This window comes from Bacillus sp. FSL L8-0152, from assembly GCF_038006365.1.
Taxonomy (GTDB): Bacteria; Bacillota; Bacilli; order Bacillales; family Bacillaceae_G; genus Bacillus_A; species Bacillus_A cereus.
The window spans coordinates 5,508,961-5,525,848 of the sequence record NZ_JBBOVB010000001.1 but is presented as its reverse complement, the minus strand read 5'-3'; the positions used below and the strand labels follow the sequence as shown (position 1 = coordinate 5,525,848).

The following is a 16,888-nucleotide window of genomic DNA, read 5'->3' as shown; positions in this document are numbered from 1 at the left end:
AATTTCTGTTTCGAAGACCTTATAGAAATATAAGGTCTTTTGTTTTGCTTTTTTATGTAAGAGAAAGAGATTTTTTCTTTTTAATAAGGGATTTGGCATATTTTTAGGGACAACATAAGTATGTGGGAAGTCGATAAAATGTTATGCATATATAATTATTGTGTTTTGGGTTTAAACAATAAAACATAATAAAGTTGTTTTTTTAGATTGCTGAGGAAGGAGGAAGTGTAAATGAGGATGAAGAGTCGAAAAACTGATTGGCCTGTATTTATTATTAGCGGTGGTTCACTTTTATTATTTGTAATTGCAGTTTTTTTGAACAAGGATTATGTAGAGAGTGCGATTAATAACAGTTTCGCTTTTTCAATTAAATATTTTGGTGCCTTCTGGCAAGTTTTATTATTAGGTACATTTATTGTTGCGATGTGTATGGCGTTCTCCAAATATGGGAGAGTTAAACTTGGGGGATTAGAAAAACCTGAGATTAGTACGGCAAAATGGCTTGCTATTATTATGTCTACCTTACTTGCCGGAGGTGGCGTTTTTTGGGCAGCAGCAGAGCCAATGTACCATTTGATGACGGTGCCACCAATACATGATGGTATATCTGCTGGAACGAAAGAAGCAGTTATGCCTGCTTTAGCACAAAGTTATATGCATTGGGGATTTTTAGCATGGACGATTTTAGGTACAATTAGTGCAGTAGTTATGATGTATGGACATTATCATAAAGGTATGCCGCTAAAACCTCGAACGCTTTTATATCCTATTTTTGGGGAAAAATTAAGAAAGAGCCTGCTTGGAACGATAATTGATGCAGCTGCAATTATTGCAGTAGCTGCAGGTACAATTGGCCCAATTGGATTTTTAGGTTTACAAGCAAGTTATGGGTTACAAGAATTATTTGGAATTTCTGATGTATTTACTACTCAATTAGCAATTATTGTTTGTGTAGTGGCCGTGTCTACCATATCGGCAGTAACAGGTATTGATAAAGGGATTCAAATTATAAGTAATTTAAATGTTAGATTAGCAATTTTGTTAATGGCATTCATATTACTATTTGGGCCAGGTGGATTTATTATTGATTCGTTTGTTTCTTCGTTTGGATTTTATGTAAGTGAGTTTATACCGATGAGCACATACCGTGGTGATACAAGTTGGTTAGGATCTTGGACAATATTTTTCTGGGGATGGTTTATTGGATACGGACCAATGATGGCAATTTTAGTGAGTCGAATTTCAAGAGGGAGAACGATTCGAGAAATCATCGTTGCAATTGGAATTATCGCACCTATTATTACAACGTTTTGGTTTACTATATTAGGTGGATCAGGTGTGTTTTATGAGTTAATGAATCCTGGTTCTATCTCGGATGCATTAAGTGAATCTGGTATGCCGGCAGCTATGATTGCAATTACAGGACAATTGCCACTTTCTAATATTATTGGACCAGCATTTCTTTTATTAACAATTTTATTTGTAGTGACAACAGGAGATTCAATGGCGTATTCCATTTCAATGGCAGTGACTGGAGACGGAGATCCTAGAATTAGTTTGCGAATATTTTGGTCGCTTATTATGGGAGCAGTTGCAGCAATTCTTTTATATATGGGTGAAGGAAGTATTAATGCGCTACAATCGTTTATCGTAGTGACGGCAGTTCCGGTATCAATTTTGTTATTCCCGATGCTATGGTTAGCGCCTAAAGTTGCGGGAGAATTAGCATTAAAACAAGGTATTGTAAAAGAAGAAGATAAAACTGCATTCTTATTTCAGAAGGCTAGTAAATCAAAATAAATAAAAACGTAAAAGAGGAAGCATCTTAAATGAGATGCTTCCTCTTTTACGTTTAATCTAATACTTTTCCCTTTGTTTCTGGTACACATAGTAGCATTGTAATTAACCCGATTGGGTAGATGATAAAAATCAGGGACAATGCTCCAAGTAGGTTGCCACCTGTAGCGAGTAAGCCGATGATAACAGGCCCAAATCCAGCTAATCCACGTCCTGTACCGAAAATAAAGTTTTCTGCGGTAGAGCGAGCTTCAGCAGGATAGTTTTCAGCTAAAATTGCCCCAAATCCTCCCATCATTCCATTTGCAAAGAATCCAAGCAATGCACTTCCCCATAATAATAATGTTGAATCTGTGAATAAGAAGAAGTAAATGAGACAGTATACTGTACCGCCAATATAATAAATTGCAAAAGTTTTACGACGACCAATTTTATCAGCTAGAATACCAAAGGTTGCAATTCCAATTAGCATACCGATGGTAGAAATGAACATCCAGCCACTTGCTTTTGCTAATGTATAGTTATATTTATTTGCTAAAATAGTTGGCATCCATGTGAAGATTCCGTAATATCCGAAGTTCTGGATAAATGACATAATAATAAGCCCGATTGTTGTGATTGTTACTTTTTTACTGGCAAATAACTTTCGAAGTGGGAATTTTTTTATATGTTTTAGTTGTTCTGCTTCAGTAGGTGTTAATTTACCTGCAGCTTCTTTTTGTAATAGTTCTTTTTTGTAGCGTTGTTTTTGCTCCCATATTTTCGGTTCACTTAAACTTTTACGGACATAGACAGCTAGTAAAGCTGGAATTAATCCAAATAAGAAAACGGCTCTCCATCCAAAATGCGGGACAATAAATGCTGGAAGGAGTGAAGCAACCAGTACACCAAATTGCCATCCAAGTGCAACAACAGATGTCGCTTTAGCACGCATTTCTTTAGACCATGTTTCTGTTACAATGGCCATTCCGATTCCGAATTCACCACCAACTCCCATTCCAACTAAAAAGCGAAGAATTAATAATTGCCAGTAGTCTGTTGCGAAATAAATGAGTGCGGTTGCTAGTGAAAACAGTAAGATTGTGAAGGCCATTGTACGAATACGTCCAAATAAATCAGCAATAAATCCAAATAAATAAGAACCAATTAACATCCCTATTGTGGTAGCTAATGTTAAGTTTCCACCTTCAACAGGACTTAAGTGAAACTCTTTTAAAATATAGACAAGTACGAAAGATAATAGCAACATATCTAAACCTTCTGCTGCATATCCTAGCGCAGAACCAAATAATGTTTTATATCTTTTCGCTTTCGTCTCCTCTGTTATTTGTTGTACATCAGTAGTGACGTTCATTATTACTCCTCCTTATTTTCTACAGTCGCTATGGAAGAATAACAAAAGGCCTTCTCACCTGATATGATGAGAAGGCCAAAAAAGCATACGTATCCCCAAGAAAAGAACATACGTATATTGTATTCCGACTTCCTTCTCAACCTCACGGGGTTGGGTTAAAGGACTGTATTATATTACTTTATTTTTAGCACTCTTCTATTGTATTGTCAAATAAAGAGGAAGTTATTATGTGTAAAATATTTCAAAAAACATTTCGTTCTTCTTGACGCCGACTTCATTATTTTCCCATAATAAAACTAACTAAATAAAAAGGAATGAATCAAAGATGCTAAATTTAGTACTCATGATGATTGAACGAGTCGGACTTATAGTTATTTTAGGATTTTTACTCTCTCATATTAAAACTTTCAGACGTCTCCTTCATAAACAGGATGGCTATGTAGATAAGCTTAAGCTTATTTGTATTTTTTCGGTATTTACAATTGTAAGCAATTACACTGGGATTGAAATAGCAGGAAATACGATTATGAATGAAAATTGGTTACAAGGTGTTTCTTCGTCAAGTACAATTGCGAATACGCGTATTATGGGTGTTGGTATTAGTGGCTTACTTGGTGGCCCTATCGTAGGGGTTGGAGTAGGGTTTATTGCTGGTATTCATCGTTATATGCTTGGTGGTACGACGGCGCTAAGCTGCGCAATCTCTTCTATTTTAGCGGGGATTATAACTGGTTATATCGGATATATTTTCAAAAAATATAATCGTACAATTACTCCTAAGTTTTCAGCAGTTTTAAGTGTTTTTATCGTATCTTTAGAAATGGTTATGATTTTATTAATTATAGAGGATGGAATTAGCGTTGTGAAAACAATAGCGATACCGATGATTCTTGTAAATAGTTTTGGAAGTTTTATTTTACTTTCTATGATACAAGCTATTTTGCGTCAGGAGGAGAATGCAAAAGCACTTCAGACTCATAAAGTATTGCGTATTGCTGATAAAACGTTACCGTATTTTCGTCAAGGTTTAACAGAAGAATCGTGTAAGCATGTGGCACAAATTATTCACCGCTTTACAGGAACGGATGCGGTATCTTTAACAGATACAGAGAAAATATTAGCGCACGTTGGATTAGCATCAGATCACCATATTCCTTCACATAGTTTAATAACTGGTTTATCAAAAGAGGTTTTACATACAGGACAAATAATGAAGGCGAAATCACGTGAGGTTATTAATTGCCAACATGAAAGCTGTCCCTTACAAGCCGCTATTGTTATTCCACTAACTTCACATGGAAATACGATAGGTACATTAAAACTGTATTTCAAAAATTCTAACCAGTTAAGTCGCGTTGAAGAAGAATTAGCAGAGGGGTTAGCAAAGATATTCTCCACGCAGTTAGAGTTAGGAGAAGCTGAGTTGCAAAGTAAATTACTTCAAGATGCGGAGATAAAAGCATTACAAGCACAAATTAACCCGCACTTTTTATTTAATGCGATTAATACAGTATCAGCTTTATGCCGAACAGATGTAGAAAAAGCAAGGAAGTTATTATTACAGCTGAGCGTGTATTTTCGTTGTAATTTGCAAGGGGCACGTCAGTTATTGATTCCACTAGAGCAAGAATTAAACCACGTACAGGCATACTTATCATTAGAACAAGCAAGGTTCCCAAATAAGTATGAGGTAAAGATGTATATTGAGGATGAGCTAAAGACAACTTTAGTACCACCATTTGTTCTTCAACTATTGGTTGAAAATGCACTGCGACATGCTTTTCCGAAGAAGCAACCAATATGCGAAGTGGAAGTGCATGTTTTTGAAAAAGAGGGTATGGTTCACTTTGAAGTAAAAGATAATGGACAGGGAATTGAGGAAGAACGTTTAGAACAATTAGGAAAGATGGTAGTTTCATCAAAGAAAGGGACTGGAACAGCTTTATATAATATTAATGAACGTCTTATTGGGTTATTTGGGAAAGAAACGATGCTTCATATCGAAAGTGAATTAAATAAAGGGACGGAGATTACCTTTATTATTCCAAAAAAAGTAGGGGAGGAAGAGCCGGGTGTTAAAAGTATTAGTAGTTGACGATGAAATGTTAGCACGTGATGAACTAAAGTATTTATTAGAGAGAACGAAAGAAGTTGAGATAGTTGGTGAGGCTGATTGTGTGGAAGACGCATTAGAAGAACTAATGCAAAGTAGACCAGATATTGTGTTTTTAGATATTCAATTATCCGATGATAACGGATTTGAAATCGCGAATATATTAAAGAAGATGAAAAATCCACCTGCAATTGTATTTGCTACTGCCTATGATCAATATGCGCTGCAAGCATTTGAAGTAGATGCGTTAGACTACATTTTAAAACCATTTGATGAAGAACGTATTGTGCAAACATTAAAGAAGTATAAAAAACAAAAACAAGCGCAAATAGAAACGAAGCACGAAATAAAGGGGACAGATGTAGCAGCAGAGATGCATAAATTAGCATTACCAATTGAAGAATCAATCGTACTTGTGAATATTGAAGACATTATATATGTAGGGCTTGTAGATGGGAAAGTAACAGTAAAAACAATGAGGGAAACGTATGTAACACATGATACACTTGTAATTTTAGAGAAGAAGTTACCACAAGCAAGCTTCATGCGCATCCATCGTAGCTTTATTGCGAATATTAATCATATTACTGAAATTCAGCCATGGTTCAATTCTACTTATAATTTAATCATGAAAGAAGGATCGAAAGTACCTGTTAGCCGTACATATGCAAAAGAACTCAAGAAGCTGCTTCGTATTTAAGAAGCAGCTTTTGTATTTCATCCTTTTATATTTGTAACTGATTCTGTATATTTGACGTTCTGTTATGTAAACGCTTACTTTAGTGTTTATATCCTATACAATAAAGGTACCAAATCGAAAGAGGTGGCCAAAATGAGTACGAAAAAAGTATATAGTTTCTTATCACAAGCATTTATATTCTCAGCTATTATGTTAATTTCAAATATTATTGCAACGCATTTACCAATTCCAATGCCTTCATCGGTAATCGGGTTAGTTATTTTATTTAGTCTATTATGTTTAAAAGTAATTAAATTGGAGCAAGTTGAATCACTTGGAACAGCTTTAACCGGCATTATCGGATTCCTTTTCGTCCCATCAGGTATTTCAGTTATTAATTCTCTTGGTGTAATGGGGCAATACTTTGTACAAATTTTAACTGTAATTGTTGTAGCAACAGTTATTTTACTCGCTGTAACAGGATTATTTGCACAATTCATTTTAGGAAAAGATGAAAAAGAAACAGAAGATACAAAAGAATTGAAAATAGTAAATAAAGGACGCAAGCACGGAAAGGTTGCGTAACCATTGAATTTATATATTGTTAGGAGGTAATGAACATGGCAAGCACAATGACTCCATATTTCGGAATCGTCGTTTCATTAATCGCATACGGAATCGGAACATTATTATTCAAGCATTCAAAAGGGTTCTTCCTATTTACACCATTATTCGTAGCGATGGTATTAGGGATTGTCTTTCTAAAGGTAGGTAACTTTACTTTTGAAGAATATAATACTGGTGGAAAAATGATTAGTTTCTTCTTAGAGCCAGCAACAATTGCATTCGCTATCCCACTATATAAACAAGTTGATAAGTTGAAAAAATATTGGTGGCAAATTTTATCAGCTATCGTGGTTGGATCTATTTGTTCAGTAATTGTTGTGTTCATTGTTGCAAAAGCAATCGGTTTAGATACAGCAGTAATGAATTCAATGCTACCACAAGCAGCAACAACAGCAATTGCGTTACCAATTTCAGAAAGTATTGGTGGTATTCCTGCAATTACATCGTTTGCGGTTATTTTCAACGCAGTTATCGTATACGCATTAGGAGCATTATTCTTAAAAACATTTAGAGTGAAGCATCCGATTGCAAAAGGTTTAGCACTTGGAACAGCGGGCCATGCATTAGGAGTTGCAGTAGGAATTGAAATGGGTGAGGTAGAGGCAGCGATGGCAAGTATCGCTGTAACGGTAGTTGGGGTTGTAACAGTAGTTGTCATCCCGATGTTCATGCCATTCATTGGATAGTAAAACTTACTTAAAAAATAAGAGAAGCAAGCTATTTGTAGGACAGATTTCTACTGATAGCTTGCTTTTTATGTTACAGTAGTGGTAAGACCTATTTAAAAAAATGTAAGTTTCCTTAAATCTTCATTAATACTATGTAGAATACGTTTTGAATTAGGTCATTGTATTGTAAAATAAGAAGTAAGCTACTATATACCTGTTAAGGTAGGCATATAATGAGTTTATAAAAATCTTAATATGAATGAATAATTAAAAGTAGAAAAGAGAGAGAAATCTACTTATTAACGTTTTAGTTTATAGGACAGGAGAGAGTATTCGTCGATTATGCAAATAAAAAACCTGTTTCAAAGCAAAGGATTTCAGAGGTTACTCGTATTAGTAATACTTGCTCTCGTGTTATACGGGCTGCAAAGTATGTTGAATTTAATATTAATTACGTTTATTCTCACGTATTTAATGGATCGATTCCAAAAGTTTATTTCCCGCAAATTAGATCATTTCATGCCTATTAATCGAAAAATTATTATAGCATTTCTATATGTAATGTTAATTGGTGGAATTGCTATTACGCTATTTAAATATTTACCAGTATTAACGATACAAATTTCACAATTGATTTACCAATTCAATGTATTTTTAAGAAACCCACCAGATAGTGAACTAATTAAGTATGCAGTTAATGCTGTCAATCATATGGAGCTTTCTAAATATGTAGGACAAGGCGTAGACATTTTGTATAAATCAATTACGAATGTTGGTAAATTTGGTCTTCAAGTTTTACTTTCTTTAATTTTGAGTTTGTTTTTCTTACTAGAAAAATCTCGTATTGTTGGTTTTACTGCAAAGTTTAAAGAAAGCAGGCTTGCAATTTTCTATACTGAAATTGAGTACTTCGGTAAGAAATTTGCACGTTCATTCGGAAAAGTAATCGAAGCACAATTTTTAATTGCAGTTGTTAACTGTGTTTTATCCGTGATTGCACTATGGATATTAGGATTCCCGCAATTATTAGGTTTAGCATTAATGATTTTCTTGCTTGGATTAATTCCAGTAGCGGGGGTTATCATTTCGTTATTCCCACTTTGTATGATTGCTTACAATATTGGCGGTATTATGTACGTTGTTTATATTTTAGTTATCGTAACAGTGATTCATGCGCTTGAAAGTTACGTATTAAATCCGAAGTTTATGTCGCAAAAAACAAATTTACCGATTTTCTATACTTTTATGGTATTAATTTTCTCAGAGCACTTCTTAGGTGTATGGGGACTGATTATCGGTATTCCAATCTTCATTTTCTTACTAGATGTTTTAGACGTGACAAGTGATGAAATTGAGAAGGATGTTGGAACAAAATAAAGTGAAGTAGAGAAAAAGCATCGATGTTCGATGCTTTTTCTTTTATAACATTATGTTTCTTATGCCATACTGTAAGGAGAATATAGAATAGGGGTGAAGTAATGGCTGTAAATGAAAAGGTAGAATTGGCTACATTTGCTGGAGGGTGTTTCTGGTGTATGGTTTCTCCATTTGAAGAGATGGAGGGAATTATACAGGTTGTTTCAGGTTATACAGGCGGTCATAAAGAGGACCCAACGTATAAAGAAGTGTGCTCAGAAACAACAGGACATTATGAAGCAGTACAAATTACATTTGATGCAAATAAAATGCCGTATGAGGAATTGTTAAATATATATTGGAGACAAATTGATCCGACTGATATTGGGGGACAATTCCACGACCGCGGGCAGTCTTATGAAACGGTGATTTTTTATCATAATGAAGAACAACATAAAAAAGCTGAGGCCTCAAAAGAAGAGCTTGAGCAGAGTGGACGCTTTTCAAAACCAATTGCGACAAAAATACTACCAGCAGCTACATTTTATCCAGCTGAAGAATATCACCAAGGATATCATAAGAAAAACACATTCCGCTATGAGTTATATCGTAAAGGCTCAGGACGAGATGCTTTTATTAAGCAACATTGGCCAAAGGATAATGCTCATTTAAAAGAAAAACTCAATGAGATGCAGTTTTATGTAACACAGGAAAATGGTACAGAACCACCATTTCGAAATAAGTATTGGAACCATAAAGAGGAAGGTCTTTATGTAGACATCGTTTCAGGTGAGCCGCTGTTTACTTCTCTAGACAAATTTGATAGTGGATGTGGATGGCCTAGTTTTACAAAACCAGTTATGTCAGCAAGTGTGAAAGAAAAGATGGATGTGAGTCATAATATGACACGTACAGAAGTGAGAAGTAAAGAAGGAGACTCACATCTTGGGCACGTATTTCCAGACGGTCCAGGACCAAATGGCCTTCGTTACTGTATTAATTCCGCAGCTCTTCGATTTATTCCAAAAGAGGAATTAGAGAAAGAAGGCTATGGCGATTTCCTAATCTTGTTTGGAAATAAAAAATAACCTCGCAGTTAGCGAGGTTATTTTTTTGTTATTTTGCTTTTTTCTTTTTGAACTTGCTTAATACTTCATAAACGATTGGAACAATAAGAAGTGTTAATAACGTTGAACTTGTTAATCCACCAATTACTGTTACACCAAGTCCTTTAGAAATTAAGCCACTACCTTCAAATCCTAATGCAAGCGGGATAAGAGCACCGATTGTTGCAATTGCAGTCATTAAAATTGGACGAAGGCGTGTTGCACCAGCTTCTAATAAAGCTTCACGTGTTGATAGACCTTCATTTTCTTTATGAATAACGCGGTCGATAAGCACGATTGCGTTTGTTACAACGATACCGATTAACATAAGCGCACCAATCATTGCAGATACACTTAATGTTTCACCAGAGATTAATAAGGCAACAAGAGCCCCAATAATTGTGAATGGTAGCGAGAATAAAATTGCGAATGGTGCAAGAGCACCGCCAAATGTAACGACAAGAACGAAGTATACAATGGCAATCGCAGCTAACATCGCTAAGCCCAGTTGTTTGAATGATTCTTCAATATCTTTAGTAACACCGCCCATAGAAACATCTACACCGGAAGGAAGATCCATTTTATCTACTTCTTTTTGGACTGCAGCAGATGCTTTTGAAACGTCATCAGATGTTAGTTTTGCACTAACCTCTGCATAAACGCGTCCATCTCGGTGTGTTACTGTATTCGATGTTTCACCTTCTTTTACAGTCATAACATCTTTCACAGCTACTTCATTACCAAGTGGTGTTGTAATTTTGCGATTTGTTAAGTCATCGATTGTTTCATAATTTTGTTTTTCAGCTTCTACATATACATTGATATCTTTACCGTCTTTTTTAATTGTTGTCAGAACAGGGCGATCATGTTGATTAGAAAGTCCCATTCCAATTTGAGCAGCCGTTAAGCCCATTTTACTTAGCTTTTCTTGATCTGCGACTAAAGTGTACTCTGCATATGTTTTTGCAATACTAGAATCTATATCTTTTAAGTCTTTATTTTTCTTCATGATATTTTGAATATCTTTTACGACAGGCTTAATGTCTTCTGAGCTATCTCCGTAAACGTATAGTTTAATTTCATTACTACCGCCACTTGCTCCGAAGTCTTGGTTTTTCCATTCGCCTTTGCCAGACATCTTCTGTAAATCTTTAACGACTTGTTCTTTCTCTTTTTCGAAGTTTTTCGTGTCGTTATCATATTGCACGAAGAACATTGCTTGGTTTGATTGACCAGGACTCATTGGATTCTCTCCACCTAATGAGAACTGAATTGTTTTGACGTCTTTATTATCTTGGAAGTGCTTCTCAGCTTTTGTTGCAATTTTTTCAACGTCTTCTAACGTTTGACCTGGTTCAGGATTATATGTTGCAATAATCATTTTTTCTTCTTCAGAAGGTAAGAAACTTACACCGATAATTGGTACAAGTGCAAGACTACCAACCAATAGAAGGACAGCGATACTTGATGTAATAATTTTGTGATTTAAAGCCCATGCAAGTATGCGTTTATAACCATTTGCTAATTTACTTGGCTTTTCTTCATGATGTACTTCTTTTTCCCTCATACTCTCTTTCTTAAATAAAGAGTGAGCTAGCATCGGTACGATTGTAACAGCTACTAGTAATGATGCTAATAAAGCGAAGACGATAGTTAAGGCAAATGGTAAGAACATTTCACCAATCATACCTTTTACTAGTCCAAGTGGTAAAAATACAGCAATTGTTACAATGGTAGAAGACATAATTGGGATAAACATTTCTTTCGTAGCTTCACGAATTAAATCTTTTCCGCGCAATTTCTCTTCTGATAACGACATACGTCGGTAAATATTTTCAATAACAACAATTGAGTCATCGACAACGCGGCCTATAGCAACGGTCATTGCTCCAAGTGTCATAATGTTAAGCGTAATATCCATTTGCTTTATGACTAAAACAGCAATTAATAAAGAAAGTGGTATTGAAACGACAGAGATTAACGTTGTTCGAATATTTCGTAGGAACAGCATAATAATAACAATCGCAAAGATAGCACCGAAAATTGCTTTGCTTAGCATTGTTTCAACTGATTTTTCAATAGGTGCACCTTGGTCGAATGTTGAAATGATCTCTAAATCTTTATATTTTTTCTCAAGATCTTTTACTTTATCTTTTACTGCATTTACAACATCAACTGTATTTGCATCGGAGGCCTTCACAATTTGAATTCCAATTGCTTCTTTTCCATTTGTTCGAGAAATGGATTCTGCTTTCCCAACTTCTTTAATGTCAGCAATTTCGTCTAATGTAACTGTTGGAATCCCGTTCATAGCAGCTGGATTCATTTGCGGTGTTTGTGCACCAGCGCCAGCATTTTGACTACCTTGACCGTTAGGTGAGGAAGGTATAGCTGGGATTTTAAGTTCTTTTAATGCTTTAATCGTTGTAATATTGCCATCTACAACAACTGATTTTTCCGTGTCTTTAAATGTGTATAAGCCAAGTGGTAAAGATACATCCGATCCCTTAATCACATTTTTTACAGTATCTTCACTTAGTCCTAGTTCTTTCATTTTATCTTTCTTGAAGACAAGCTGTACTCCATCTACTTGTTGGCCAGCAATTTGGACAGATGCAACACCATCAAGTCCTTTTAATCCTGGTACAACATTTTTTTCTACATTTTCAGTTAAGGTAGCTAAAGATTCATTCTTGCTTGCTACGCTTAACGAAATAACTGGGAAAGCATTGAAGTTTACTCGTGAAACTTTAGGATCTTTAACACCTTCTGGGAGTTTTACATTTGTGAGAGCTTCTTTAATTTCTGTTTCTGCTTTTTCCATATTTTTATCAAAATCGTATTCTACTTGAATAGAAGATGCGTTTTGAAAAGATGATGAGCTTACAACGTTAACACCGCTTAAATTTTGTAGTTGTTCTTCCATCGGCTTTGAAACTTTATCAGCTACTTCTTCTGGTGTAGCACCAGGATAGACCGTAGTTACTGTTACAATCGGTGTTGTAATATCAGGAATTGTTTCTAGCTTCATATTGAGTCCAGAGTAGATCCCTGCAATAGTAACAATAATGGTTAGTAGCCAAACTGCGAACTTATTTTTTAACGAGAAATTGATGATTTTGTTCATGTTTGCGCTCCCTTTTTATTGTATTGACCAACTGGTCAGTCTAATACATAATATAACTGACCAGTTGGTCAATCGTCAATAAAAAGAGATGGTATAATACATTTATAATAAGATGCGAGATTAAATTTAGGAGAGAAGATATGAAAGAAAAAGAGCGTTTAATTATAGAAGCGGCTATGAAGTTATTTGCGACTAAGGGTGTAAATGCAACGTCGGTACAAGAAATCGTCACCACTTGTGGTATTTCAAAGGGAGCTTTTTATTTGTACTTTAAATCGAAAGATGAGCTTTTATTAGCGACGCTTCGATATTATTATGAAAAAATCCAAAAGAAAATGCTGGATATTGAAAAAGAGTCTTTACTACCACGTGAAAAATTTGAAAAGCAATTATACTTTCAGTTTACTGATGTGCAAAAACATAAAGAGTTTATTATTATGCATGCAAGAGAAAATGCCATTCCGTTTAATAAAGAAGTGGAAGAATTTATGATGCGGATGAAGTTAGAGTCTCATGCATTTTATCGGAATAGTTTATTGTCCATTTATGGTGAAAAGGTTATGCCATATTTATTGGATTTAGTAATTATGGTAGAAGGTATATGCCGTGGGTATTTAGAATTAATTATTTTACAAGCACTAGAAATTGATTTGTCCTATGTATCGATATTTATTTTAAAAAGGATAGATCATTTAGTAGATGGGCTCATAGAATCTTTGGAAGAACCTGTTCTACACGAAGAAGGGCTTGGGGAGTTTGTTTGTAAATCAGACCTTATTAAGGAGCAAGTTAAAGAACGTTTTTTAAAAGAAATCATTGTGTTTAAGCGAACATTAGCTGATCAATTAGAAGATGATGAATTGCTTGTTACATTAGATGTTTTAGAGTCAGAAATGAGGTCAAACCCTAGAATTCCAGTCATTCAAGGGATGTTATCTAACTTAGAGATATATCCAAATTTAAAGGAATTTCGCTTGCGGATTATGGAGTATTACAATATAAAAAGGTAACAATGATGGCTTTCATTGTTACCTTTTTATTATATATTCACTATTTCTTTTTTCTGTACAGTCTCTTCTTTTTCAAGGTTAATTGTTTCTTTCACGATATAAATTGGACGGTTTTTACTTTCGTCATAAATACGAGCAATATATTGACCGACGATTCCAAGGCCAAGTAACTGAATACCGCTAAAGAATGTAATAGCGACCATAATAGATGCCCAACCTGTTTGCGTACCAGAGCCAATAATTTTCACAGTAATTGTATATACTAAGACAATTATTGAAATGAGAACTGATAATAAGCCTAAAGTCATAACTATACGTAACGGTTTTGTTGAAAACGCAATAATGCCATCAGATGCAAATTTAATCATTTTCTTCAATGGGTATTTTGTTTCACCAGCAAAGCGCTCGTCACGTTCATATTCAACATACGTTTGGCGGAAGCCAACCCAAGACATCATCCCACGAATGAAACGATTGCGCTCAGTCATTTGATTGAAAACATCAGCTACTTTACGATCGATGATTCGGAAATCACCAGTATCTTTTGGGATATCGATATCGGACATGTAATTTAAGAATTTATAGAAATACTTAGCTGTTAAAAGTTTAAACCAAGTTTCACCTTTACGTTGTTTACGTTTTGCATAAACAACTTCATATCCTTCTTCCCATTTTGCAATAAGTTCAGGAATAACTTCAGGTGGATCTTGTAAGTCTGCATCTATAATTACAATAGCATCACCTTTTGCAGCAGCAATACCAGCTGTAACGGCTACTTGATGTCCAAAGTTACGCGCGAAATTAACGATTTTTGTACGGTAATCATTTGATGCAATCTCAGATAAGATTTCCATTGTACGGTCTGTGCTACCGTCGTTTACAAAGACAAACTCGTAATTAATATCATTTTGAAGCATAACGGACTTTAAACGGTTATAACATTCCTGCGCTACTTCTTCCTCGAAGTACATAGGAACTACAACCGAAATTAATTTTTGCATGTTGTATCCTCCGTAGTTTTAATAAGTTGTTTAAGTTTAATTAGTAGCCTTTTCAGTTTGGTTGAATGTCCAAATTTTATTAAGGACAAAATTGATAACCATTCCGACACCAATTGCGAAAATCTGTGCAATTAGCGCATTAAAGGCAAGTTTATCTACTAATATAAATAAACATAATGTATTAAAAGCCAATACAATTAAATTTACAGTTAGAAATTTAAAGAACATTGACGTGCTTTTATTATTAGGTTTAAACACCCAATTTTTATTCCAATAGTAGCTATTGGCAACACCAATTAAATAGGCAATGGTATTCGCAATAAGGTAGTTCATTCCAAATTTTAATAATATCCAAAAGCTAATAATTGTAATGAGCGTATTAAAGATTCCTACTAAACCAAACTTTAAGAGTTTCTCCATAATATTATCCTCATTTTTATAAAATATATAAATTTAGGTGGTATAGGAAAAAAGATACCAGTAGATAGTATAACATATTTTTGAACTTCATATTATTTATTTATAAGAAAGTATCTCCAAGGTTGAAAAGGAGGTACTTTGCACTTAATTTCTTTTGAATTTTCGAACGTATTGAAAACATACGTATATCCCATAACTTTGTATTATGCTGAAACTTGGTATTATGAAATACCTGTATCTAGTTTGGTATTCAATTAATAGATGAATTAATACATATCCAACAATTAGTAGTAAGAATAATGTGTAATGAAGATTGTCTTGTTTTGTTACTATAAGGTAAAGAATCGCTATTATTCCGAAGAACATCGCAGCTGTATACATATAGCGCTCATATAGAATAGCATTCTCTTTTAAATCTTGCATCCCATCCAGAATTTCAAAGTTAGGTGTATATAAGCTCCATGATGGTGAAGAATCGGTATCACCCCACATAAGTGCAAACTTCTCTTCAAATAATGATATAACCTTGTCCTTGTCAGCTAATCGTTCTTTAATAATTTTCTTTTCTTCTAAAGTGCGTTCTTCGCCAATCTCTAGAGACATAATATGGCCTGCGTCTTCATGGGAATACCCACCCTTTGTTTCATGGTTAAGACCGACTACAAATTTCCAAAGAGGATCGCGATTCGATAATGGATATTGTGTAATTCCAGAAGAGATAAATGCAAAGCTTATCATGTAGTGAACTAAGTAGAAAACAATAAAAATCCCACATAATTTCTTAAAAGAATTGAAAATGATTTTTTTAGGTTTCCCCAGCATTCCATGTAGGAAGATGTAAATAGCAACAGCAATTAAAATTAACATACCAAGTGGTCGCATAATGTCCCCTAAAGATAATAAGATACCAATGAAAATCCACATATATTCACTTTGCAATCCTTTAGTTACTAATAAATAAAATCCAAAGTAAAAGAAGAAAGTAGCTAGATGTTGATTTGTTAACACAGAACTTAGCATAATACTTGGAATATATAATGCATACATCAATCCAGCGATACGTCCGGACCATTCATTAAATGTTTTCGCAGTGATTTTATAAACAAATATTGTAGTTCCCGTACAAAATAGGACATTTAAAAATTGTAAAGCGAATATTCCTTCTCCAAAAATCTTTATAATGAGCGCTTCATACATCGTAAATCCAAGTTGATACACCCACGAAGTGAAATATATAGTATTTGTAAAACTAAAATCACCGTGGGCAGCTTGAATAGCGCTATTATACATTATTGCAAAATCTGATAAAGGTACGCTTGGTATTTGTAGAATCCAAATTAAGCGAACGATAAAAGCTAATAAAGTAAGTGAAATCACGAATGTTAGCGATGACATATATTTATTTATTAAGCACGCTACTATAAGAAAAACGAGCCCAATTCCAATCATAATAGGAAGACCTACTGAATTTGGAACGTCTAGTTTATCGCTAATTGTGAGATATGATTCCCACGTAATCCATGACAAGATAATGAGACATAGTATTAATAAAGATTTAGTCAAAAAAGAATTGATTCTATTAAATGCTGTAATCGGCATTAAATTTATACACTCCTTCAAATCAATTATA

13 protein-coding genes are annotated in these 16,888 nt (G+C 34.5%); 8 read left to right on the top strand and 5 right to left on the bottom strand.

Features of this window, described 5'->3' with window-relative positions; all coding sequences use genetic code 11:
- The first annotated feature begins 231 nt into the window (after positions 1-231).
- Positions 232-1,800 carry a BCCT family transporter gene (locus MHH27_RS28055; RefSeq protein ID WP_001242450.1) on the top strand — a complete coding sequence of 523 codons (1,569 nt, stop codon included), beginning with the start codon at positions 232-234 and terminating at the stop codon, positions 1,798-1,800.
- A gap of 52 nt (positions 1,801-1,852) precedes the next feature.
- On the opposite strand, the gene MHH27_RS28050 is transcribed toward MHH27_RS28055, so the two are convergent.
- Entirely contained in the window at positions 1,853-3,151 is a 1,299-nt protein-coding gene (locus MHH27_RS28050) for an MFS transporter (protein ID WP_016513283.1), read from the bottom strand.
- A 325-nt stretch (positions 3,152-3,476) separates the two neighbouring features.
- On the opposite strand from MHH27_RS28050, the gene lytS reads away from it, so the two are divergent.
- From lytS to msrB, 6 genes are all read left to right on the top strand, one after another.
- The gene (gene lytS / locus MHH27_RS28045) at positions 3,477-5,246 is read left to right on the top strand and encodes a two-component system sensor histidine kinase LytS (protein WP_000933592.1); all 1,770 of its coding nucleotides are present in this window, start codon (positions 3,477-3,479) and stop codon (positions 5,244-5,246) included.
- Positions 5,224-5,964 carry a LytR/AlgR family response regulator transcription factor gene (locus MHH27_RS28040; RefSeq protein WP_000921848.1) on the top strand — a complete coding sequence of 247 codons (741 nt, stop codon included), beginning with the start codon at positions 5,224-5,226 and terminating at the stop codon, positions 5,962-5,964. Before lytS ends, MHH27_RS28040 begins: the two co-directional genes overlap by 23 nt.
- Positions 5,965-6,096: 132 nt before the next feature.
- Positions 6,097-6,528, top strand: coding sequence for an antiholin-like murein hydrolase modulator LrgA (gene lrgA / locus MHH27_RS28035; protein ID WP_053563271.1), 432 nt, complete (start codon positions 6,097-6,099; stop codon positions 6,526-6,528).
- 35 nt (positions 6,529-6,563) lie between these two features.
- A complete protein-coding gene (lrgB, locus tag MHH27_RS28030) occupies positions 6,564-7,256 on the top strand; it encodes an antiholin-like protein LrgB (RefSeq protein WP_000168869.1) in 693 nt (230 codons plus the stop codon).
- Between the two features lie 324 nt (positions 7,257-7,580).
- A complete protein-coding gene (locus MHH27_RS28025; RefSeq protein ID WP_001166009.1) occupies positions 7,581-8,615 on the top strand; it encodes an AI-2E family transporter in 1,035 nt (344 codons plus the stop codon).
- Between the two features lie 101 nt (positions 8,616-8,716).
- The gene (gene msrB, locus MHH27_RS28020; RefSeq protein ID WP_340944773.1) at positions 8,717-9,682 is read left to right on the top strand and encodes a peptide-methionine (R)-S-oxide reductase MsrB; all 966 of its coding nucleotides are present in this window, start codon (positions 8,717-8,719) and stop codon (positions 9,680-9,682) included.
- Positions 9,683-9,710: 28 nt separating this feature from the next.
- On the opposite strand, the gene MHH27_RS28015 is transcribed toward msrB, so the two are convergent.
- On the bottom strand, positions 9,711-12,827 hold the full coding sequence (locus MHH27_RS28015; RefSeq protein ID WP_340944772.1) for an efflux RND transporter permease subunit: 3,117 nt from the start codon (positions 12,825-12,827) through the stop codon (positions 9,711-9,713).
- 140 nt (positions 12,828-12,967) lie between these two features.
- Here MHH27_RS28015 and MHH27_RS28010 point away from each other — a divergent pair, with 140 nt between their 5' ends.
- The gene (locus tag MHH27_RS28010) at positions 12,968-13,837 is read left to right on the top strand and encodes a TetR/AcrR family transcriptional regulator (RefSeq protein ID WP_098835656.1); all 870 of its coding nucleotides are present in this window, start codon (positions 12,968-12,970) and stop codon (positions 13,835-13,837) included.
- A gap of 29 nt (positions 13,838-13,866) precedes the next feature.
- Here MHH27_RS28010 and MHH27_RS28005 read toward each other — a convergent pair whose 3' ends face one another.
- The 3 genes from MHH27_RS28005 to MHH27_RS27995 form a co-directional block, all read right to left on the bottom strand.
- The gene (locus MHH27_RS28005; RefSeq protein WP_001170716.1) at positions 13,867-14,838 is read right to left on the bottom strand and encodes a glycosyltransferase family 2 protein; all 972 of its coding nucleotides are present in this window, start codon (positions 14,836-14,838) and stop codon (positions 13,867-13,869) included.
- Positions 14,839-14,874: 36 nt separating this feature from the next.
- Complete coding sequence (locus MHH27_RS28000) at positions 14,875-15,258, bottom strand: GtrA family protein (protein WP_000413280.1); 384 nt, start codon at positions 15,256-15,258, stop codon at positions 14,875-14,877.
- A gap of 144 nt (positions 15,259-15,402) precedes the next feature.
- Entirely contained in the window at positions 15,403-16,857 is a 1,455-nt protein-coding gene (locus tag MHH27_RS27995; RefSeq protein WP_098835654.1) for a glycosyltransferase family 39 protein, read from the bottom strand.
- Positions 16,858-16,888: the final 31 nt, after the last annotated feature.